Raw genomic sequence first — 21,367 nt, 5'->3', positions numbered from 1 at the left:
AATCGTAGCGGCTCAACGCAAGTCGTGCAGCTACTCAACACAAGTCCAAGAACAAGCATCCAGGGAGAGTCCCGGTGAGTGAAGTCGTCAAGCTCGAACGTCATGACAATATTGCCGTCGTCACGGTTAACAGTCCGCCTGTGAATGCGCTGAGCGCCGCGGTGCGCGGCGGCATTTTCGAGTGCATCAAGAGCGCGATCGATGACGCGCAGGTTCAGGGCATCGTGCTGACCTGCGCCGGCCGCACCTTCATCGCCGGCGCCGACATCACCGAATTCGGCAAGCCGCCGAAGCCGCCCGGGCTCGCCGAAGTGCTGAGCCTGATGGAGAGTTCGCCGAAGCCGATCGTTGCCGCGATCCACGGCACCGCGCTCGGCGGCGGTCTCGAGGTCGCGCTGGCCTGCCACTACCGTGTCGCCACCAAGGACGCCAAGCTCGGTCTGCCCGAGGTGAAGCTCGGCCTGCTGCCGGGCGCCGGCGGCACCCAGCGCCTGCCGCGCGCGGTCGGTCCCGAACTCGCGGTCAAGATGATCGTCGGCGGCGATCCGATCGGTGCGGACGCGGCGCTGAAGGCCGGCCTGATCGAGGAGATCGTCGAGGGTCCGGCCTCGGGCGGTGAGGCATTTGCGCGCAAGGTGGTCGCCGAGAAGCGTCCGCTGCGCAAGCTGCGCGATGACGACAGCAAGCTCGCCGCGGCCAAGGCCGATCGTTCGATCTTCACCAATGCGGTCGCTGCGCTGACCAAGAAGTCGCGCGGCCTCGAGGCACCGTTCGCGGCGGCGGACGCCGTCGGCGCCGCGATCGACCTGCCGTTCGATGAGGGCCTGAAGAAGGAGCGCGAGGGCTTCCTCAAGCTGATGAACGGCGACCAGTCCAAGGCACAGCGCTATGCGTTCTTCGCCGAGCGCGAAGCCGCCAAGATCTCCGGTGTCCCCGAGGGCACCAAGGGCCGTAACGTGGCGCGCGTCGCCATCCTCGGCGCCGGCACCATGGGCGGCGGCATCGCGATGTCGTTCGCCAATGCCGGCATCCCGGTCACCCTGATCGAGACCGGCGAGGAGCAGCTCAAGCGCGGCATGGGCATCATGCAGAAGAACTACGAGGCGACCGCCGCGCGCGGTGGCATCCCGGCGGACGCGCCCGCCAAGCGCATGGCGCTGATCAACGGTGTCGTCGGCATCGAGAACGTCGGCGACGCCGATCTCGTGATCGAGGCGGTGTTCGAGACCATGGCGGTCAAGAAGGAAGTGTTCGGCAAGCTCGACCAGTATGCCAAGCCGGGCGCGGTGCTGGCCTCCAACACCTCCTATCTCAACATCGACGAGATCGCGAAGTCGACCAAGCGTCCGCAGGACGTGCTCGGCATGCACTTCTTCTCGCCGGCCAACGTGATGAAGCTGTGCGAGATCGTGCGCGCCGACAAGACCGCGCCGGACGCGCTGGTCACCGCCGTCTCGATCGCCCGCAAGATCGCCAAGGTGCCGGCCGTGGTCGGCGTCTGCGACGGCTTCGTCGGCAACCGCATGCTGGCGCAGCGCGGCAAGCAGTCCGAGAAGCTGCTGTTCGAAGGCGCCCTGCCGCAGCAGGTCGACGCCGTGGTGACGAAGTTCGGCATGCCGATGGGCCCGTTCGCGATGGGCGATCTCGCCGGCCTCGATATCGGCTGGCGCTCGCGCAAGGACCGCGGCATCAAGTCGGAGATCGCCGACGCGCTCTGCGAAGCCGGCCGCTTCGGCCAGAAGACCGGCAAGGGCTACTACAAGTACGAGCAGGGCTCGCGCGCGGCGCTGCCCGATCCGGAGGTCGAGAAACTGATCGACGAGACGCTGGCGCGCCTCGGCCGCAAGAAGCGCGTCGTCAGCGACGACGAGATCCTCGAGCGCATGATGTACCCGATGATCAACGAAGGCGCGAAGATCCTCGCCGAGGGCATCGCGGCGCGTCCGTCGGATATCGACGTGGTCTGGCTCTATGGCTATGGCTGGCCGATCTATCGCGGCGGTCCGATGTTCTGGGCCGACACCGTCGGCCTCAAGCACATCGCCGATCGCCTGGCCTTCTACGCCAAGGAGACCAACGATCCCTCGCTCGAGCCGGCGCCGCTGCTCAAGAAGCTCGCCGACGAGGGCAAGACCTTCGCCTCGCTCGCCGCGCCGTCGAAGGCGGCGTGATCGAGCGACGGCCCAACCATGTGTCGTTCCGGGGCATCGCAAAGCGATGAACCCGGAACCCATGGCGCCGTCGAACGAGTGGATTGATGGATTCCGGGCCTGGCCCTTCGGGCAATCCCGGAATGACGATCTTTAGAGTTCCTGCGAAGGCATCCATGACCTATCCCGGCGAACAATATTATCCCAAGGGCGTGCAGTGGAGCGACGAGATCACGCGCGGCACGCTGCCGGACTTGCTGTCGAGCGCCGCCGCCGAGTTCGGCGCGCGCCCGGTGCTCGAATTCCGCGACCGGCCGATCAGCTACGCCGAGCTGGAGGCCCTGGTCGAGACCGCGGCTGCCGCCTTCATGCGGGCCGGCTACGGCAAGGGCACGTCGGTCGCGCTGTTCCTCGGCAATTCGCCTGACCATCCGATCAATTTCTTCGGCGCGTTGAAAGCCGGCGCCCGCGTCGTGCATCTGTCGCCGCTCGACGGCGAGATCGCACTGTCGCACAAGCTGTCCGATTCCGGCGCGCGGGTGCTGGTCACCAGCAATTTGTCGGCGCTGTTGCCGACCGCGCTGAAATTCCTCGCCAAGGGTCTGCTCGACCGCCTGATCGTCTGCGAGGACGACAATTGGGGCAAGGTCGGCACGCCGCAAACCGCGCTGCCCGACAATCCCGCTGTCATCCCGCATCGCCAGTTTATCGACGGCGCGACCAGGCCGTCGCAATGGCCGGCGGTCGACGTCGAGGACGTCGCGCTGCTGCAATATACCGGCGGCACCACGGGCCTGCCCAAGGGCGCCATGCTCAGCCATGGCAATCTCACCGCGGCGGTGTCGATCTACGACGTCTGGGGCAAGCCCGGGCGGCTCGAACGCAATGCGATCGAGCGCGTGATCTGCGTGCTGCCGCTGTTTCACATCTACGCACTGACCGTCGTGCTGCTGTCGGCGATCCGGCGCGGCCATCTGATCTCGCTGCACCAGCGCTTCGACGTCGAGGCCGTGATGCGCGACATCGAGGTCAAGCGCGCGACGGTGTTTCCCGGCGTGCCGACGATGTGGATCGCGATCGCTTCGCTGCCCGATCTCGACAAGCGCGATCTCTCTTCGCTGGTGGTCGCCGGCTCCGGCGGTGCGCCGCTGCCGGTGGAGGTCGCGAAGATCTTCGAGCGCCGCGTCGGCATGAAGCTGAAGAGCGGCTGGGGCATGACCGAGACCTGCTCGCCCGGCACCGGCCATCCCAAGGAGGGGCCGGAGAAACCGGGCTCGATCGGCTTGATGCTGCCCGGCATCGAGATGGACGTGGTGTCGCTGGAGGATTCCACCAGGGTGATGCCGGTCGGCGAGGTCGGCGAGATCCGCATCCGCGGTCCGAACGTCACCAAGGGCTACTGGAACAGGCCGGCGGAGACCGCGGAGGCTTTCGTCGGCGACCGCTTCCTCACCGGCGACATCGGCTACATGGACGCCGACGGCTATTTCTATCTGGTCGACCGCAAGAAGGACATGATCATCTCCGGCGGCTTCAACGTCTATCCGCAGATGATCGAGCAGGCGATCTACACCCATCCCGCCGTGCAGGAGGTGATCGTGATCGGCATTCCCGACGATTACCGCGGCGAGGCGGCAAAGGCCTTCATCAAGCTGCGCGACGGGCAGCCAGCGTTCTCGATCGACGAGCTGCGCACGTTCCTCACCGGCAAGGTGGGCAAGCATGAACTTCCTGCAGCGCTCGAGTTCGTCGACGAATTGCCGCGCACCCCGGTTGGAAAGCTGTCGCGTCACGAATTGCGCCAGCAGCAGCCCAAGACTGCTCAAACCGAGACATCTCAATCCAAACCACAGCAGACTGCATCAGGATCCCGCTCATGACCGACGCCGTTATCGTCTCCACCGCCCGCACGCCGATCGGCAAGGCCTATCGCGGCGCGCTCAACGTCACCGAAGGCGCGACCTTGCTCGGGCACGCGATCGGCGAAGCGGTGGCGCGCGCCAAGGTCGATCCGAAGGAGATCGAGGACGTGGTGATGGGCGCGGCGATGCAGCAGGGCGCGACCGGCGGCAACATCGCGCGCAAGGCGCTGCTCCGCGCCGGGCTGCCGGTGACCGTGGCCGGCACCACGATCGACCGTCAGTGCGCCTCCGGCCTGCAGGCGATCGCGCTTGCCGCGCGCTCGGTGATCTTCGACGGCGTCGAGATCGCGGTCGGCGGCGGCGGCGAGTCGATCTCGCTGGTGCAGAACGACAAGATGAATTCCTTCCACGCCCAGGATCCGGCGCTGCTCAAGATCAAGGGCGAGGTCTACATGCCGATGATCGACACCGCCGAGATCGTCGCCAAGCGCTACAACATCTCGCGCGAGAAGCAGGACGAGTATGGGCTCGAAAGCCAGCGCCGCACAGCGGCCGCGCAGCAGGGCGGCAAGTTCAAGGAGGAGCTCGCGCCAATCACCACCATGATGGCGGTCACCGACAAGGCGACCGGTGCCGTCACGATGAAGGAGGTGACGCTGTCGCAGGACGAAGGTCCGCGGCCGGAGACCACGGCCGAAGGCCTTGCCAGCCTCAAGCCGGTGCGCGGCGAGGGCTTCACCATCACCGCCGGCAATGCCAGCCAGCTCTCGGACGGCGCCAGCGCCTGCGTGATCATGAGCGACAAGGAAGCCGCCAAGCGCGGGCTGAAGCCGCTCGGCATCTTCCGCGGCTTCGTCTCCGCCGGCTGCGAGCCGGACGAGATGGGCATCGGCCCGGTGTTCGCGGTGCCGCGGCTGCTGAAGCGCCATGGCCTCAAGGTCGACGACATCGATCTCTGGGAGCTCAACGAGGCGTTCGCGGTGCAGGTGCTCTATTGCCGCGACAAGCTCGGCATCGATCCGGACAAGATCAACGTCAATGGCGGCGCGATTTCGGTCGGCCATCCCTACGGCATGTCGGGTGCGCGGCTCACCGGCCACGCGCTGATCGAAGGCCGCCGCCGCAAGGCCAAATACGCCGTCGTCACTATGTGCGTCGGCGGCGGCATGGGCGCGGCCGGCCTGTTCGAGGTGCTGCAGTAATTCACTGTCGTCCTGGCGAAAGCCAGGACCCATACCCCGCGGCCGGGGTAAGGGGCACGGACGGCAATCGCCTTCGTAGGACAACGAAGGCCGGTGGTAATGGGTCCTGGCTTTCGCCAGGACGACAACGAAACAAGACGTTAGGTTTCGCTCAAAAGGAGGATCCGATGGATCTCGCTTTCACCAAGGAAGAGATAGCGTTTCGCGAGGAGGTACGGGAGTTCTTCAAGAACAACGTGCCGCCGGAGACCCGGCGCAAGCTGCAGGAAGGCCGCCATCTGTCGAAGGACGAGATGGTCACCTGGTGGCGCATCCTCAACAAGAAGGGCTGGGGCGTCACCCACTGGCCGAAGGAATATGGCGGCACCGGCTGGAGCACCGTGCAGCACTACATCTTCAACGAGGAGCTGCAGTCCTATCCCGCGCCGCAGCCGCTCGCCTTTGGCGTCAGCATGGTCGGCCCGGTCATCTACACCTTCGGCAACGAGAAGCAGAAGAAGGAGTATCTGCCGCGCATCGCCAATGTCGACGACTGGTGGTGCCAGGGCTTCTCGGAGCCGGGTTCGGGTTCGGACCTCGCGTCGCTGAAGACCAAGGCCGAGCGTAAGGGTGACAAGTGGATCATCAACGGCCAGAAGACCTGGACCACGCTCGCCCAGCACGCCGACATGATCTTCTGCCTCTGCCGCACCGATCCGGCCGCGAAGAAGCAGATGGGCATCTCCTTCATCGTGTTCAGCATGAAGTCGAAGGGCGTCACCGTGCGCCCGATCCAGACCATCGACGGCGGCCACGAGGTCAACGAAGTGTTCTTCGACGACGTCGAGGTGCCCTACGAGAACCTGATCGGCGAGGAGAACAAGGGCTGGGATTACGCCAAATTCCTGCTCGGCAATGAGCGCACCGGCATCGCCCGGGTCGGCGTTTCGAAGGAGCGGCTGCGCCGCATCCGCGCGCTGGCCTCCAAGGTCGAGTCCGGCGGCCGTCCGGTGATCGAGGATCCGGCGTTCCGCGAGAAGCTCACGGCCTGCGAGATCGAGCTGAAGGCGCTCGAGCTGACGCAGCTCCGCGTCGTCGCCGACGAGGGCAAGCACGGCAAGGGCAAGCCCAATCCGGCCTCCTCGGTGCTCAAGATCAAGGGCTCGGAGATCCAGCAGACCACCACCGAGCTGCTGATGGAGATCATCGGCCCGTTCGCCGCGCCCTATGACGAGCACGGCGATGCCGGCTCCAACGAGAGCATGGATTGGACCGCGCAGATCGCGCCGAGCTACTTCAACAACCGCAAGGTTTCGATCTACGGCGGCTCCAACGAGATCCAGCGCAACATTATCAGCAAGGCGGTGCTGGGGCTGTAAGCCACAAGTTCGGTGTCGTCCCCCGCGCAGGCGGGGGACCCAGTACGCCGAGCCGATCGTGATTCCCGATGAGGGCCGCGGCGTACTGGATCCCCGCTTTCGCGGGGATGACGAGTGGAGATCAGGGCAGGCGCCCGCGTGATTTTGGAGAGATGATAAAATGGATTTTGATCTGTCCGAGGAGCAGCGGCTTCTCAAGGAAAGCGTCGACGGGTTGCTGGCGGATGCCTACGACTTCGATGCGCGCAAGAAGTACATGAAGGAGAAGGGCGGCTGGAGCAAAGCGCTCTGGGGCAAGCTCGCTGAGCAGGGCCTGCTTGGTCTGCCCTTCGCGGAGACCGACGGCGGCTTCGGCGCCGGCGCGGTCGAGACCATGATCGTGATGGAAGCGCTCGGCAAGGCGCTGGTGGTCGAGCCTTATCTCGCCACCGTCGTGGTCGCCGGCGGTTTCCTGCGCCATGGCGGCTCGGCCGAGCAGAAGGCCAAGTACATTCCCGGCATCATCGACGGCAGCAAGAGCTTCGGCTTTGCCCAGCTCGAGAAGAACTCGCGCTACGATCTCTTCGACGTCGTGACCACGGCCAAGAAGAAGGGCGCCGGCTGGGTGATCGACGGCGAGAAGTTCGTCGTGCTCAACGGCGAGAACGCCGACACCTTGATCGTGACCGCGCGCACCAAGGGCGGCCAGCGCGACAAGACCGGCATCGGCGTGTTCCTGGTTCCGGCGGATGCCAAGGGCGTCACCAGGAAGGGCTATCCCACCCAGGACGGGCTGCATGCGGCCGACATCACCTTCACCAATGTCGAGGTCGGCGCTGACGCTGCGATCGGCGATCCCGAGAACGGCCTGCCCCTGATCGAGCGCGTCGCCGACGAAGCCCGCATTGCGCTGTGCGCGGAAGCGGTCGGCGCGATGGACGAGTCGCTGAAGGAGACCGTCGAGTACATCAAGACCCGCAAGCAGTTCGGCGTTGCGATCGGCTCGTTCCAGAGCCTGCAGCACCGTGCCGCCGACATGTTCGTGGCGCTGGAGCAGGCCCGCAGCATGTCGATGTTCGCCACCATGGCGTCGGACTTCGACGATGCCAAGGAGCGTTCGTCCGCGGTCGCGGCCGCCAAGGTGCAGGTCGGCAAGTCCCTGAAGTTCGTCGGCCAGCAGTCGATCCAGCTTCATGGCGGCATCGGCATGACCATGGAAGCCAAGATCGGCCACTACTTCAAGCGGCTGACCATGATCGAGAACACGCTCGGCGACACCGACTACCACCTCCGTCGCGTCAGCGAGGGCGGCGGGCTGCTGGCGTGAGATATCGTTGCCGGGCTTGACCCGGCAACCCATCGCTCTTCGAAAGATGGATGCGCGGGTCAAGCCCGCGCATGACGAGTCTTCGTAGAACTCAGGGAAACAACAACAATGAAAAACACCCCGTTCGATCTCACCGGCCAGGTCGCGGTCATCACCGGCTCGAGCCGCGGCATCGGCCGCTCCTCGGCCGAGCTTCTGGCAAAACTCGGCGCCAAGGTCGTGATCTCCTCGCGCAAGGCGGACGCCTGCGAAGAAGTCGCCGACGGCATCAAGAAGGCGGGTGGCGATGCGCTCGTCATCCCCTGCAACATCTCACGCCGCAACGAGGTCGAGGCGCTGGTCTCGGGCACGATCAAGCACTACGGCAAGATCGATATCCTGGTGTGCAACGCTGCGGTGAACCCCTATTACGGCCCGCTGCTCGACATCACGGACGAAGCCTTCGACAAGATCATGGGCGCCAACGTCAAGAGCAGCATCTGGCTCTGTTCGCAGGCCATCCCGCAGATGGCCGAGCGCGGCAAAGGCTCGGTCGTGATCATCTCCTCGATCGGCGGCCTGCGCGGCTCAACCGTGATCGGCGCCTACGGCATCTCCAAGGCGGCCGACTTTGCGCTGTGCCGCAGCCTCGCCGGCGAGTGGGGCCCGAAGGGCGTGCGCGTCAATTGCGTGGCGCCGGGCCTGGTGAAGACCGATTTCGCCCGCGCGCTGTGGGAGGACCCGGATAATCTGAAGCGCCGCACTGCGTCGACGCCGCTCCGCCGCATCGGCGAGCCCGACGAGATCGCCGGCGCGGTGGCCTATCTCGCCTCCGATGCGTCGACCTTCATGACCGGCCAGACCATCGTGGTCGACGGCGGCGTGACGACGGCGGCGACGTAGGGGGCTGTTCCTTCGCCTCTCCCGCTTGCGCAGGGCTATCGCATTTCGTGGCGGTGCCCTCGTGGCCATCCTTCGAGACGCCCGCCTTCGGCGGGCTCCTCAGGATGAGGTCTTGTTTTGCGGCACAATAGTAGACCCTCATGGTGAGGAGCGCCGCTTGCGGCGCGTCTCGAACCACGAGGCCAAGCACTTGCGCGGTCGCCAAGGGGCATATGCGATAGCCCTGCCCGCAAGCGGGACAGGGGGCGCAGCCCGCTTGGGGCTTCTACCTTTGCCTCAGACCCGCTCCAGCGCCCGCTCGAAATCCTCGATCAGGTCGTCGGGATGCTCGAGCCCGGCCGAGAAGCGAATAAAACCTTCGCTGATGCCGAGCTCGGCGCGGGCCTCCGGCGCCAGCCGCTGATGCGTCGTGGTCGCGGGATGCGTGACCAGGCTCTTGGCGTCGCCGAGATTGTTGGAGATGCGCGAGATCTTCAGCGCGTTGAGGCAGCGGAAGGCGCCGGCCTTGCCGTCCTTCACCTCGAAGCCGACCAGCGTCGAGCCGGCGCCCATCTGCTTCTTCACCGTCTCGGCCTGCGGATGGTCGGGGCGGCCCGGATAAACCAGCCGCGTGATCTTCGGATGCCTGGCCAGCGCCTCGGCGATCTTCGCCGCGTTCTCGGTCTGGGCGCGGACGCGGATGCCGAGCGTCTCCAGTCCCTTCAGCAGCACCCAGGCGTTGAACGGCGACAGCGACGGGCCGGTCTGGCGCATGAAATTGTGGATGTGCTCGGCGATGAAGGCTTCCGACGACAGGATGACGCCGCCGAGGCAGCGGCCCTGGCCGTCGATATGCTTGGTCGCGGAATAGACCACGACGTCGGCGCCGAGCGACAGCGGGCTCTGCCAGATCGGCGTCGCGAACACATTGTCGACGATCAGCCGGGCGCCGCCGCTATGCGCGATCTCTGCGATCGCGCCGATGTCGAGCACGTCGAGCGTCGGATTGGTCGGGCTCTCCAGGAAGAAGGTCTTGGTGTTCGGCCGCAATGCGCGCTGCCACTGGTCGAGATCGAGGCCGTCGACCAGCGTGGTCTCGATGCCGTAGCGCGGCAGCAGGTCCTGCACCACGTAGAGGCAGGAGCCGAACAGGGCCTTCGAGGCCACCACATGATCGCCGGCCTTCAGCGGCGCGAGGATCGCGGTGGTCACCGCGGCCATGCCGGTCGCGGTCGAGCGCGCGGCTTCCGCGCCCTCGAGCTCGATCATGCGGCGCTCGAACATCGCAATGGTCGGGTTGGAATAGCGCGAATAGATGAAGCCGGGGTCCTGGCCCTTGAAACGCGCCTCGCATTGCTCGGCGGTGTCGTAGACGTAGCCCTGGGTGAGAAACAGCCCTTCCGACGTCTCCCCGAATTGCGAGCGCAGCGTGCCGCCATGGACGAGGCGGGTTTCGGGACGAAAGCGGGCCGTGGTTTCAGATTCAGACATGTGACCTCCGAGGTGGCCATTTCCCCTGGAAACTGGCCACAAAAAAACCGGCCTGGAGCAACCTCCACAAGCCGGGATCACACTGTCCCCGGCCTGTTTAGCGACTTATTTAACGTGGCTGCAAGCCGGCCGGCTCAAATCACCACGGGATAAGTGCAGCTGATATTCCCTCGCGCCCTTTCCGTCAAGACGGTCATCGGATAACCCGTAAAAGCCCATATTTTGGGGCTTGATGGCCGCCTGGAGTATAATTTTTGGGCCATCTCGAGGGATCGCCGAGGGACCGCGCCGTGTCGTTCACGCTGGAAGATGAATCCAACGGAATCCTGCCCGACCGCATGATCGCGGAGATGGCGGAGGCCGGCCTCATTCTGCCCGCCTACGACTTTGTCGAGAGCCAGATCCAACCGGCCAGCCTCGACCTGCGCCTTGGTGACATCGCCTACCGCGTCCGCGCCAGCTTCCTGCCGGGACCCGATGCCACCGTCGCCGAGCGGATCGACCAGCTGAAGCTGCACGAGATCGATCTGTCCGACGGCGCGGTGCTGGAGACCAACTGCGTCTACATCGTGCCGCTGCTGGAGAGCCTGGCGCTGCCGCCGGAGATCGTCGCCGCGGCCAACCCGAAGAGCTCGACCGGACGGCTCGACGTCTTCACCCGCGTGATCGCCGACGGCACCCGCCGCTTCGACATGATCGGCGCCGGCTATCACGGCCCGCTCTACGCCGAGATCAGCCCGAAGACGTTTCCCGTGCTGCTGCGCGAGGGGTCGCGGCTCAGCCAGGTCCGCTTCCGGATCGGCGAGGCGACGTTGACCGCCGACGAGCTCGATGCGCTGCATGCCGCCGAGCGGCTGGTCGATATCGACGATGCCGATCTCTCCGATGGCGTTGCGCTTTCCGTCGATCTCTCCGGCGAGAGCTCGGGCGGCTTCGTCGGCTATCGCGCCAAGCGCCACACCGGCGTGGTCGATGTCGATCGCCGCGGCGGCTATGCGGTCGACGATTTCTGGGAGCCGATCAAGGCCCGGCCCGACGGCAGCCTCATCCTCGATCCCGGCGAGTTCTACATCCTGGCGTCGAAAGAGGCGGTGCAGGTGCCCCCGGACTACGCCGCGGAGATGGTGCCCTTCGATCCGCTGGTCGGCGAATTCCGCGTCCACTATGCCGGCTTCTTCGATCCCGGTTTCGGCTATGCCGGCGCCGGCGGCAAGGGCGCGCGCGCCGTGCTGGAGGTGCGCTCGCGCGAGGTGCCGTTCATTCTCGAGCATGGCCAGATCGTCGGCCGTCTCGTCTATGAACGCATGCTCGAGCGTCCCGACGCGCTGTACGGCCAGCGCATCGGCTCGAACTATCAGGCGCAGGGCCTGAAGCTCTCCAAGCATTTTCGCGTGTAGCGGAATTCCTCCGCTGTCATTCCCCGCGAAAGCGGGGAATCCAGTACGCCGCGGCTTCTCGATCGGGCACACCGGCTCTGGAATACTGGATCGCCCGATCAAGTCGGGCGATGACACCGAGTGTGTAATTCCGTTTCGCGCGCGCTTAATTCCGTAGCCCGGATGAAGCGTAGCGAAATCCGGGACGCTGCATACGCGGATTGAGCAGCCCCGGATTGCGCTTCGCTGCATCCGGGCTACGATTGCGCATGCGAGCTCGACCTCGCCAACAAGAGCCAGGGAGCGAACATGACCGCAGGCGAAAGCGCACAACAGGCCCAGTGGCGGAAGTGGCGCAGCGTCGCCGATCTCTATCACGCCTTCTTCACCGGGCTGATCCTCACCGTGGTCACGCGGCGCGGCACGGCTGATGCAGCGGAATTCGTCTTCCGCGTGTTTCGCCGCCAGCAGCAGGAACGCTTTCTCCCCGGCCTGAAGAAGCTCGGCCTCGACGGCCTGCCGCCGGCGGTCGCGGCCGCGCAGTATCATTATCTTTCCAACTGGATCGGCGGCGTGCACGTCGAATACATGTACGAGACCGACCGCAAGGCCTGGATCCGCTATCCGCCGCCGCGCTGGATCTGGAAGGGCACGGCGATCTGCGGCGTGCCCGGCGAGGTCTCGCGCGCGATGCTGCGCGGCTGGCACGCCAACAACGGCGTCGCGCTCGGGGATTTGCGGCTCGGCTTCGTCTGCACCAAGCAGAGTGTCGACGGCCAGGACGGGCTCGAGGGCTATTACTGCGAATACGATCATCCGCTCGAGCTCGACCAGCGCCTGGTGTTCGCGCGCCATCTCGAGGCGCCGCCGTTCGATCCCAAGAGCGCGCCGGCGCTGCTGGTCGACAGCTGGCCGAAGCCGCGGCTGGAAAAGGCCTATCGCAACTACGCGATGGAATATGTGAAGACGGCCGCGCCGGTCATCGTGCAGGTGTTCGGCCCGGAGGATGCGAGCTATCTGCTGCATCTCACCGGCAAGCTGATCGGCATGCAGTATTATGACGAGGTCGCGCAGGCGCTCGGCGGCAGCCGTGGCCCTGCCACGGAATTTGCCGCATTCCTGCGCACTCTCTTCGAGTCGCAGGACGATATCGCTGACATCAGCGAATCCGAGGGCCAGTTCGAGATCCGCCAGCAGGGCTGGAAGCTGATGGCCGATGTCGCCGACTATCACCCGGCCTGCGCCAGCGTGCTGACGGGCCTGTTCGAAGGGCTGGCCGCCGGCTGCGGACGGCATATTCCGGTGCATCTGAAGCCGAATGTCACCGCCGGCGCGCCGTTCGTCTGGTCGATCGGCTAGAGCGGGATGAGATTTGGTTGAACCGGCTCACGGCGGTTTGGTTCACCTCTCCCCGACGGGGAGAGGTCGGATTGCGAAGCAATCCTGGTGAGGGCTCTTGCCCTCTCGATCGACGTAACCCCTCACCCGATTTGCTATGCAAATCGACCTCTCCCAAGGGAGAGGTGAACCTCCGATGCCGATCCTGCTTAACCTAATCTCATCATGCTTTAGATCAGAGGTTCACCTGCAATCACGCAGGCCCCCCTTGCGCCCCGCGCACGTGGATTCCGCCGCCGCCATGGTAGGGAAACACCATGGCGCGGCTCCCCAGATCGCGCGTGGGAGTAGAAATGTCCGATCTCGGCCTCGCCGAAATACCTGTCGACGAACAAGAGCGGCCGCTGCCGCCGCCGGTGACCAAGCCGGCGCGCAATGCGCTGCTCGACGGGCCGATCCTGCGCACGTTGCTCTGGCTGGCGTGGCCGAATGTGATCGCGCTCTCCGCCGGCACCTGCGTCGTCATCGCGGAGACTTCGTATATCGGCCGGCTCGGCGTTGAGTCGCTAGCGGCGATGGCGCTGGTGTTTCCCTGCGTGATCCTCACCATGACGATGTCCGGCGGCGCGATGGGCGGCGGCGTCGCATCCGCGATCGCGCGCGCGCTCGGCGCCGGCGAGATCGAGCGCGCCTCGACGCTGGCGATGCATGCGCTGCTGATCGGCCTGACCTTTGGTTTGACGTTCATGCTGGGCATGCTGATCTTCGGTCCGCGGCTGCTCGAATTGCTCGGCGGCCGCGGTAATGTGCTGGCGCAGGCGATCGCCTATTCGCAGGTGTTCTTCGGCGGTGCGATCCTGCCCTGGCTGATGAACACCATGGCCGGCATCCTGCGCGGCACCGGCAACATGAAGCTGCCGTCGACCATGATCCTGTCGTCGGCGGTGTGGCAGATCATTCTGGGCGGCACGCTCGGGCTCGGGCTCGGCCCGGTGCCGCAATTCGGCATGCGCGGTGTCGCCGCGGGTTCGCTGATCGCCTATTCGATCAGCATCAGCGTGATGGGCTGGTATCTGTTCTCGGGCCGCGCGCGCGTGAAGCCGAAGCTCAAGGGGCTGCGCGTGCAATGGGCGATGTTCATCGACATCCTCAAGGTCGGTGCCATCTCCTGCTTCTCGCCGCTGCAATCGGTTCTGACGATCTCGATCTTCACCCACATGCTGGCGCAGTTCGGCACCGCGGTGCTCGCCGGCTACGGCATCGGCGCGCGGCTCGAATTCATGCTGACCTCGGTCGCCTTCGCGGTCGGCATCGCCTCGGTGCCGATGATCGGCATGGCGGTCGGCGCCGAGCGCGTCGCGCGGGCCCGGCGCATCGCCTGGACCGCGGGCACGGTGTCGTTCCTTGCGGTCGGCGTGGTCGGCAGCTTCATCGCCGTCTTCCCCGACCTCTGGGTCAATCTGTTCACCAATGATCCACACGTGCGGGCGACCAGCCATCAATATCTCTCGACCGCCGCGCCGATGTACGCGTTCATCGGCCTTGCGATGTCGATGTATTTCTCCTCGCAGGGTGCCGCGAAGGTGCTGGGTCCGGTGCTGGCGCAGACCGCGCGGCTGATCTTCATCGGCGCCGGCGGCTGGTGGCTGTCGACGCATGACGCAAGCGCGCAGAATTTCTTCGCACTCGCCGCCGCCTCGATGGGGGTGCTCGGCGTGCTGTCCTGTCTCAGTGTGATCCTGACGCGCTGGGGCAAGCCGGCGCCGGTCGCCGAGGCGCAGCCGGCGCTGTCGTAGCATTTCTCAATCCGTCATCCTGAGGAGCGGCCTCTTGGCCGCGTCTCGAAGGATCGACGGCCCCGATGCTTCGGCGTCCGCTTCTGGAAACAGCCGGGCTGTCGCCCTTCGAGACGGCCGCTTCGCGGCCTCCTCAGGGTGACGGTCACGGTTTAAATGCGCGGCCGGTCGCGCAACGTCGCGGATCACGCCGCGTTCTTCTCCCTGGCCGATTTGGCCATCGCCGCTTGCATCGCCGCTGCGCCGAGGTCCATCTGCGCGTCCATGTAGGGCGCGACCTCGTGCGGCAGCACGTCGGCGATCCACACCACGCGGCAGCGCGCGTCGCCCTCGGCGAACACCTGCACCGAGGCGGAATGCTGCTTCAACCGCTCGCTGCTGATCGCATAGACCAGCCGCTTTCGGTTGTCGTCGCAATCGACCAGCGTCTCGCGCGCCACGGTGCCGTTGGCGAAAGTGACGGTGCGGACGTCGCCGTCCAGCTGCGTGTCGGTCACGAAGCCCGGCACCAGCCGCGTATGCAGCGCGCCGAAATCGCGCAACGCGTCCCAGACATGATCTGCCGGCGCGTCGATCGGGATATCCTTTTGAATGGAAGCCATCTTTGTAACCTTTCGGGTGGTTGTCATCCCCGCGCAAAGGCTTCGCCTTTGTCGCTGGAGGTGCGAGCGACGCGATGCCTTGGCATCGCGTTCCTGAACGAGCCTCGATGGATGACCGGATCTCGCTCGGGGCCATCCTTCGAGACGCCGCGCGTTGCGCGGCTCCTCAGGATGACATTGGAATGCGCGGCTTTTTGTCAGGTGGCCACCGCCTCGACATTGTTGCCGTCGGGGTCGAGCAGGAACGCCGCGTAATAGGTCGGGCTGTAGTCCTTGCGATGGCCGGCCGCGCCGTTGTCCTTGCCGCCGGCTTTCAGGCCTTCGGTATGGAATGTCTTGATCGCGTCGTGGCTCGGCGCGCGGAACGCAACATGCGCGCCGCCTTGGGCCTTGCCCTTGTGCAAATGCAGCCAGAGCGCGGGCTCGCCCTTCGGGCCGAAGCCGGCGCCGCCGTCGTCGCGCGAGCAGAGCACGAAGCCGAGTGGCGCCAGCACCGCGGTGTAGAAGCGCACGCTGGCGTCGAGGTCGGCGACGCGCAATCCGATATGGTCGTACATCAGGGAATCTCCAGTCGTTGGGCGCATCGAAAGACGCGCGGACTGGAGCAGCCTAGCTATTGCAGCGCGAGACGTTCTTGGAAAATCTTGCGGTCGCCACGCGAGGCCTGGCGGAACTTCAGCGGCGAGGCGCCGGCGGCGCGGTGGAAGCTGCGCACGAAATTGGACAGATCGCCGAAGCCGACGTCATAGGCGATGTCGGTGATCGGGCTGTCGTCGTCGGCGAGTCGCCGCGCCGCATGGCGCAGCCGCGAGCGCACGAGATATTGATGCGGGGTGACGCCGAGCACGGCGGAAAACAGCCGCAGGAAATGGAAGGTGCTCAAGCCGGCTTGCTCGGCGGCATCGTCGAGGTCGATCTGATGCTTTGAATTGGCGTCGATCCACAGCGCGGCCTCGACGGCGCGGCGGCGATCGCGCAAGCCCGCGGTGAGGGGCTTTGCCTCGCGGTCGGACACCAGCTCGACAAGGCGGCTGGTGAGGAGGTGGCCGATCTCGTCGAGACCGACGTCGCTGTTGCCATCTGCCGCCGTTTGCGCGAGTTCGCCGATCACCATCAGTTCCGGCAGCGGCGGCACCGACCCGACCTGCCAGACCGCCGCGCGGTCGCCGATGGTCTCGACCAGCTCCGGGTCCAGGAAGAACGACAGGCATTCGTCGCCGACCACGTGGTCGTGCGTGCAGGTGTATTCATCGCCGGGATGGCCGACCAGGATCGAGCCTGCCACCAGCTCATGGAAGCGGCCGCGGCAATGGCAGCCGAAGCTGCCGCTGCGCACATAGGACACCGAGTGGGAGGCGAACTGCTCGGCGAACGGCTTGTCGCCGGGTTCCGCCGAGCAGCGGAACTCGTTCACCGTGATGCGATCGCGCTGCAGCAGCGTGGTTCGGACCATACCCGGGATTTAAGCTTGCGGCCGGGACCGTGCAACGGGCAGCAGCACATCAAAAAGGGTCTTGCTGGTGGTCGGCTGGGCGCCCTCGATCGAGAGCAGCCGCCGCTTCGAGATGTTGCCGCCGTTCGGCGAGATCCGGTCGGCATAATTGCCCGCCTCGAGCACGCGATGGCAGGGCACCATGATCATGAAGGGATTGCGGCCGAGTGCCTGTGCCACCGAATAGACCGCGCCGGACGCGCGCAAGGCGCTCGCCACCTCGTCATAGGTCCGGGTTTCGCCGCGGGGAATGGTGCGGACAAACTGGTAGACGCGCGCGTTGAAGACCGGGATGCCGCTCATGTCGAGCGCAATGCCGGCAAGGTCCCCAATGCCGCCGCGCAAGGTCGCAGCGATGCCCTCGATCGCGACAGCGACCTCCTCGGGAGGCCGCATCTCGCGCGCATCCGGAAAAAGCCTGAATAGCCGCTTGCGGGTCTCGATCTCGCGCAGCTCGGGAAGCTGCACGCCGGCCACGCCGAGTTCACCCCACGCGATACCGCATCGGCCGATCGCCGTGTCGAAAATAGTGTACCCACGCCCCGCCATGACGCCACCAGCCCCCATGCGCGCGATCTTAACATCGTCGCCGGCGTGCGCATCTTGAATCTTGACGTTTAGCTAACCATGTCGCGACCCGTTCTGTGTGACCCCGCTAATTACCAGTCACGCATCTTAAAGGCTTTGCCCGCTATCTGGTCGTCAGCATGCTCCACGGTACGATCGGCGGAACGATGACCAGCACCGGCGCGGATATCGCGCGCGGCGACAAAGCCGCGGCCGGGATATCGACCGGGCGTCGTCATCCGCTGTTCGCATTGCTGTTGCTGGCGTTGGTCCTGCGCCTTGCGACCGCGCTCTGGCCCAACGTGATGTATCCCGACGAGATATTTCAATATCTCGAGCCGGCCTGGCGGATGCTCGGCCATGACGGCATCTTGACGTGGGAGTGGCGCGAAGGCATTCGCGGCTGGTTGCTGCCGACATTGCTGGCCGGGCCGGTCGCGGTGGGCGGCTTGATTGCGCCGGGCGGCGAGGGCGCTTTCCTGGTGCCGCGCCTGGTCGCCGCAACAGCGTCGCTGTCGATCGTGGTCAGCGCCTGGTACTTCGGTGCACGCATCTCGCGAACCCATGCCGTCGTCGCGGCGTTCGCGGCTGCGGTCTGGTTCGAGTTGATCCTGCTCGCGCCGCATACATTGGGCGAGCCGTTGGCGACGGCGCTGATCGTGCCGGCAGCGCTGCTGGTGACCGGTCGTCCGTCGCAGCGGCATCTCGCGATCGGCGGCGCGTTGCTCGCTTTCGCCTTTGTCTGCCGCTTTCAGTACGCGCCGGCCATCGCCGCGCTTGCGCTCGGCGCCTGCTGGATGCGTTGGCGAAACCTGATTGCGCTGATCGCGGGCGGTCTCGCCGCGTTGATGCTCTCCGCCGCGATCGACCTTGCGCATGGCGCCGTGCCGTTCGCCTGGCTGATCGGCAACATCAAGGAAAACCTGCTGCACGATCGCGCGACCGAGTTCGGCGTGACGCCGGCTTCGGCCTATCTCGTCAACTTCCTGATCGTTTGGTCGGCGGCGATCGTGTTGCCGCTCGCTGCGATCTGGCGCGGCTCGCGCCATGCGCCGCTGTTGCTGGCCGTGGCGTTGGTCAACCTCGTCTTCCACAGCCTGATCGCGCACAAGGAATACCGCTTCGTCTTCCTGTCGGTGGTGCTGTTCATCATCGTCGCGGCGCTGGGATCGGCCGATTGGGTGCAATGGCTGCGCGCAAAACCCGGTTGGCGCCGCTGGGCATTGCCGATCGTCATTGGCGGCTGGACCTTGCTCTCGGTGACGCTCGCCCGCGCCAGCGAAGGGATGCGCGACTACTGGACGCGCGGTGTCGGCGCGGCGCGGCTCGCCGCCGAACTGCGCAGCGATCCGCAGCTATGCGGCCTCGCACTTTACAATGTCCGTTTCCAGCTGTTGCCGGGGCGGGAACGATTGGTTGGGACGACGCCGCTTTATGCGCTGGAGCCCGCCGATCCGCTCGCCGAGCTGATCCTGCCGCCGCTGTTGCAGGCGACCAGGCCGGCCTTCAACCGCATCCTCGCGCGGCCCGCGGCCGCCGGTGATTTGCCGGCGGATTATTCAAGGCAAAGCTGTGCCCGCGTCGGCATCGCCGATGTCTGCATCTATGCACGAAGCGGCAGCTGCGACGCGGCTGCTGCCGCGGCTTTTGTCATCAATGACGTGCTCGTGAGAATGGGCCACTAGCGGGGCGGTGCGGCGATCGGCTCCAATGCGCGCTTGATCCGCTGCCTCCGCCCGGGCTATGGTCCGGCCGGTCGCACCCGTGAGGTGCGACCTCAAGCAATTGAGATCGCGGGCGTAGTTCAATGGTAGAACGGCAGCTTCCCAAGCTGCATACGAGGGTTCGATTCCCTTCGCCCGCTCCAGCCTTCAGGCAAATGTCGCGGGACAGTTCGTCGGCAAGGCAATGTGTTTGACGACAGCAGGAGACGTGACGTGAGGTTGCTTGGAGCGCTGCTGCTTGCGCTAGGCGTGCTTTGGATGACGAGGCCGGCATCCGCGCAAATGTATGATCCGCGCTATCCCGTCTGCATGCATGTTTACGGTGAGTTGGTCGGCGAGCGCATGGACTGCATCTTCACGTCGCTGGATCAGTGCCAGGCCAGCGCTGTGGGCATGCCGGCGACCTGTCTGGTGAACCCCTATTATGCGCCGAGGTCGGCGCGTCCTCATCGGCCTGAACGATGACCTTTCCGCTCGTATTGGCGAGCGTCATTTGAGATCAGTGCATGGCATGGTGGTACTACGCGCTCTTTGCGATCGTTCTGCTCGGATGTTGTGCATTGGTGGCTCGCGCCCGCCGCGGCAGCAATACGCGAGAAGACGAGGACCTGAACCGGCGGATTGACGAGCGCGTCGATCGGCTCGATCTCCCCCGGCGCAATCGCGACAGGGATTCCTGACCCAGGCGATCCGCAGACGGCCTTCGCTATTATCCCGGGATATTACGGCGATCTGTTCACGCAACGTGCGCGCCTAACGAACCGTACTCGACCTGTTCTTCTCACAACGCGCAGTTATGTTTCCGTAGTTCTCCGCGTTTGAGAACGAAGTTCCGCCGGAACGATGTCGCGGGTTCCGGCATTGGTCGAACAGAGCCGACCGACCTCCGGCGAGAACGGTCGGTTCAAGCCCGCGCCGGGCCGTTCCCTCTCAACAGCCCCCCTAGAAGACGGCCGGCGCGGGTCCTTATCCCGGTTCTGCCCGATGTGACGAGCGCACGCCGGTCGATATCGCTGACGTTCGCGATGGATTTAGCGCCAGCCCATAGCGGGCGCGATCTGGGTCAGGATCGTCTCGATCACATGCACGTTGTAGGCGACGCCGAGCTGATTGGGGACGGTCAGAAGCAAGGTATCGGCCTCCGCGATCGCCTCATCCGTCTTGAGCTGCTCGATCAGCCTGTCCGGCTCGGCGGCGTAGCCGCGGCCGAAGATCGCGCGCGTCCTCTCGTCGATGAAGCCGACCTGGTCTTCCTCCTGCCCGTTGCCGAAATAGGCGCGGTCGCGATCGTCGACCAGCGCGAAGATGCTGCGGCTCACCGAGACCCGCGGCTCACGCGTGTGCCCGGCCTCCTTCCAGGCGGCGCGATAGGCCCGGATCTGGGCCGCCTGCTGGATGTGGAAAGCCTCTCCGGTCTCGTCGTTCTTCAGTGTCGAGCTCTGCAGGTTCATCCCGTGCTTCGCCGCCCACACCGCGGTGGCGTTCGAGCCGGCGCCCCACCAGATGCGCTCGCTCAGACCTTCCGAGAGTGGTTCGAGCCGCAGCAGGCCGGGAGGATTGGGAAACATCGGCCGTGGATTGGGCTGCGCAAATCCCTGGCCGCGCAGCATGTCGAGGAAGATCTCGGCATGGCGCCGGCCCATGTCGGCGTCGGTTTCGCCCTCGCCCGGCTGATAGCCGAAATAGCGCCAGCCATCGATCACCTGCTCGGGCGAGCCGCGGCTGATGCCGAGTTGCAGGCGTCCCCTCGCGATCAGGTCGGCCGCGCCGGCGTCCTCGATCATGTAGAGCGGATTTTCGTAGCGCATGTCGATCACGGCGGTGCCGATTTCGATCCGGCTGGTCCTGGCGCCGACTGCCGCCAGCAGCGGGAACGGCGAGGCCAGTTGGCGCGCGAAGTGATGGACGCGAAAATACGCGCCGTCCGCGCCAAGCTCTTCGGCGGCGACCGCGAGGTCGATGGATTGCAGCAGCACATCCGCGGCCGAGCGGGCCTGCGACTGCGGCGAGGGCGTCCAGTGCCCGAACGAAAGGAATCCGATTTTCTTCATGCCGGCAATGTAGGGATGTCCGCGGCGAATTGCGATCCGCGATGTGACCCGGGGATGACCGAAAGTGTTTAACACCCGGGAGATTTTTCTGCGGCAGATGCCGCGGGTTTTGCAGATCGCGCCGTTGCGCAAGTGCTGCATGCGTGCAGGTCTTGCCGCCTGCGCCGCGGCATGACTTGCGATCCCGGGGC

The 21,367-nt window shown here is 65.6% G+C and carries 17 protein-coding genes, 1 tRNA gene and 1 riboswitch; of the genes, 12 read left to right on the top strand and 6 right to left on the bottom strand.

Annotated features, from left to right (window positions below; translation table 11 throughout):
• Window positions 1-74: 74 nt before the first annotated feature.
• From ACE10X_RS41295 to ACE10X_RS41270, 6 genes are all read left to right on the top strand, one after another.
• Window positions 75-2,171 (top strand): 3-hydroxyacyl-CoA dehydrogenase NAD-binding domain-containing protein, encoded by a 2,097-nt coding sequence (locus ACE10X_RS41295; RefSeq protein ID WP_038384531.1) that lies wholly within the window; start codon window positions 75-77, stop codon window positions 2,169-2,171.
• A gap of 155 nt (window positions 2,172-2,326) precedes the next feature.
• A complete protein-coding gene (gene pimA / locus ACE10X_RS41290) occupies window positions 2,327-4,030 on the top strand; it encodes a dicarboxylate--CoA ligase PimA (RefSeq protein WP_375763762.1) in 1,704 nt (567 codons plus the stop codon).
• Window positions 4,027-5,214 (top strand): acetyl-CoA C-acyltransferase, encoded by a 1,188-nt coding sequence (locus ACE10X_RS41285; RefSeq protein WP_375763761.1) that lies wholly within the window; start codon window positions 4,027-4,029, stop codon window positions 5,212-5,214. Before pimA ends, ACE10X_RS41285 begins: the two co-directional genes overlap by 4 nt.
• 167 nt (window positions 5,215-5,381) lie before the next feature.
• A complete protein-coding gene (pimC, locus tag ACE10X_RS41280) occupies window positions 5,382-6,572 on the top strand; it encodes a pimeloyl-CoA dehydrogenase large subunit (RefSeq protein ID WP_038384528.1) in 1,191 nt (396 codons plus the stop codon).
• Window positions 6,573-6,732: 160 nt separating this feature from the next.
• Complete coding sequence (gene pimD, locus ACE10X_RS41275) at window positions 6,733-7,878, top strand: pimeloyl-CoA dehydrogenase small subunit (protein WP_038384527.1); 1,146 nt, start codon at window positions 6,733-6,735, stop codon at window positions 7,876-7,878.
• A gap of 108 nt (window positions 7,879-7,986) precedes the next feature.
• Window positions 7,987-8,760, top strand: a complete 774-nt coding sequence (locus tag ACE10X_RS41270) for an SDR family NAD(P)-dependent oxidoreductase (protein WP_375763760.1) — start codon at window positions 7,987-7,989, stop codon at window positions 8,758-8,760.
• Window positions 8,761-9,036: 276 nt separating this feature from the next.
• On the opposite strand, the gene ACE10X_RS41265 is transcribed toward ACE10X_RS41270, so the two are convergent.
• Window positions 9,037-10,230: an O-succinylhomoserine sulfhydrylase gene (locus ACE10X_RS41265; RefSeq protein ID WP_038384523.1), complete on the bottom strand. Its 1,194-nt coding sequence runs from the start codon at window positions 10,228-10,230 to the stop codon at window positions 9,037-9,039.
• A gap of 76 nt (window positions 10,231-10,306) precedes the next feature.
• Window positions 10,307-10,386: riboswitch (SAM riboswitch) on the bottom strand.
• Between the two features lie 182 nt (window positions 10,387-10,568).
• Here ACE10X_RS41265 and ACE10X_RS41260 point away from each other — a divergent pair.
• The 3 genes from ACE10X_RS41260 to ACE10X_RS41250 all read left to right on the top strand — a co-directional run bounded on the left by ACE10X_RS41260 (window position 10,569) and on the right by ACE10X_RS41250 (window position 14,740).
• The gene (locus ACE10X_RS41260) at window positions 10,569-11,627 is read left to right on the top strand and encodes a 2'-deoxycytidine 5'-triphosphate deaminase (protein ID WP_375764652.1); all 1,059 of its coding nucleotides are present in this window, start codon (window positions 10,569-10,571) and stop codon (window positions 11,625-11,627) included.
• 288 nt (window positions 11,628-11,915) lie between these two features.
• Entirely contained in the window at window positions 11,916-12,965 is a 1,050-nt protein-coding gene (locus ACE10X_RS41255; RefSeq protein ID WP_375763759.1) for a hypothetical protein, read from the top strand.
• Between the two features lie 332 nt (window positions 12,966-13,297).
• The gene (locus tag ACE10X_RS41250; protein ID WP_038384521.1) at window positions 13,298-14,740 is read left to right on the top strand and encodes an MATE family efflux transporter; all 1,443 of its coding nucleotides are present in this window, start codon (window positions 13,298-13,300) and stop codon (window positions 14,738-14,740) included.
• A gap of 185 nt (window positions 14,741-14,925) precedes the next feature.
• Here ACE10X_RS41250 and ACE10X_RS41245 read toward each other — a convergent pair whose 3' ends face one another.
• From ACE10X_RS41245 to ACE10X_RS41230, 4 genes are all read right to left on the bottom strand, one after another.
• Complete coding sequence (locus ACE10X_RS41245; protein ID WP_038384520.1) at window positions 14,926-15,342, bottom strand: SRPBCC family protein; 417 nt, start codon at window positions 15,340-15,342, stop codon at window positions 14,926-14,928.
• Between the two features lie 197 nt (window positions 15,343-15,539).
• A complete protein-coding gene (locus tag ACE10X_RS41240; protein ID WP_038384519.1) occupies window positions 15,540-15,899 on the bottom strand; it encodes a VOC family protein in 360 nt (119 codons plus the stop codon).
• A 56-nt stretch (window positions 15,900-15,955) separates the two neighbouring features.
• Window positions 15,956-16,795, bottom strand: a complete 840-nt coding sequence (locus ACE10X_RS41235) for an AraC family transcriptional regulator (protein ID WP_304557329.1) — start codon at window positions 16,793-16,795, stop codon at window positions 15,956-15,958.
• A gap of 9 nt (window positions 16,796-16,804) precedes the next feature.
• A complete protein-coding gene (locus ACE10X_RS41230; RefSeq protein ID WP_375763758.1) occupies window positions 16,805-17,383 on the bottom strand; it encodes a methylated-DNA--[protein]-cysteine S-methyltransferase in 579 nt (192 codons plus the stop codon).
• A gap of 185 nt (window positions 17,384-17,568) precedes the next feature.
• Between ACE10X_RS41230 and ACE10X_RS41225 the strand changes: the two genes are divergently transcribed.
• The 3 genes from ACE10X_RS41225 (at window position 17,569) to ACE10X_RS41215 (ending at window position 19,590) form a co-directional block, all read left to right on the top strand.
• Entirely contained in the window at window positions 17,569-19,086 is a 1,518-nt protein-coding gene (locus ACE10X_RS41225; RefSeq protein WP_375763757.1) for a 4-amino-4-deoxy-L-arabinose transferase, read from the top strand.
• A gap of 108 nt (window positions 19,087-19,194) precedes the next feature.
• Window positions 19,195-19,268: transfer RNA gene (locus ACE10X_RS41220), tRNA-Gly, on the top strand.
• A 115-nt stretch (window positions 19,269-19,383) separates the two neighbouring features.
• Window positions 19,384-19,590: a DUF3551 domain-containing protein gene (locus ACE10X_RS41215; protein ID WP_304500415.1), complete on the top strand. Its 207-nt coding sequence runs from the start codon at window positions 19,384-19,386 to the stop codon at window positions 19,588-19,590.
• A 566-nt stretch (window positions 19,591-20,156) separates the two neighbouring features.
• Here the strand turns inward: ACE10X_RS41215 and ACE10X_RS41210 are convergent.
• Complete coding sequence (locus ACE10X_RS41210; protein WP_375763756.1) at window positions 20,157-21,176, bottom strand: LLM class flavin-dependent oxidoreductase; 1,020 nt, start codon at window positions 21,174-21,176, stop codon at window positions 20,157-20,159.
• Between the last annotated feature and the right edge of the window lie 191 nt (window positions 21,177-21,367).

Source organism: Bradyrhizobium sp. Pha-3 (assembly GCF_042258325.1).
Lineage (GTDB): Bacteria > Pseudomonadota > Alphaproteobacteria > Rhizobiales > Xanthobacteraceae > Bradyrhizobium > Bradyrhizobium elkanii.
This window is presented reverse-complemented; position numbering and strand designations above follow the sequence as displayed.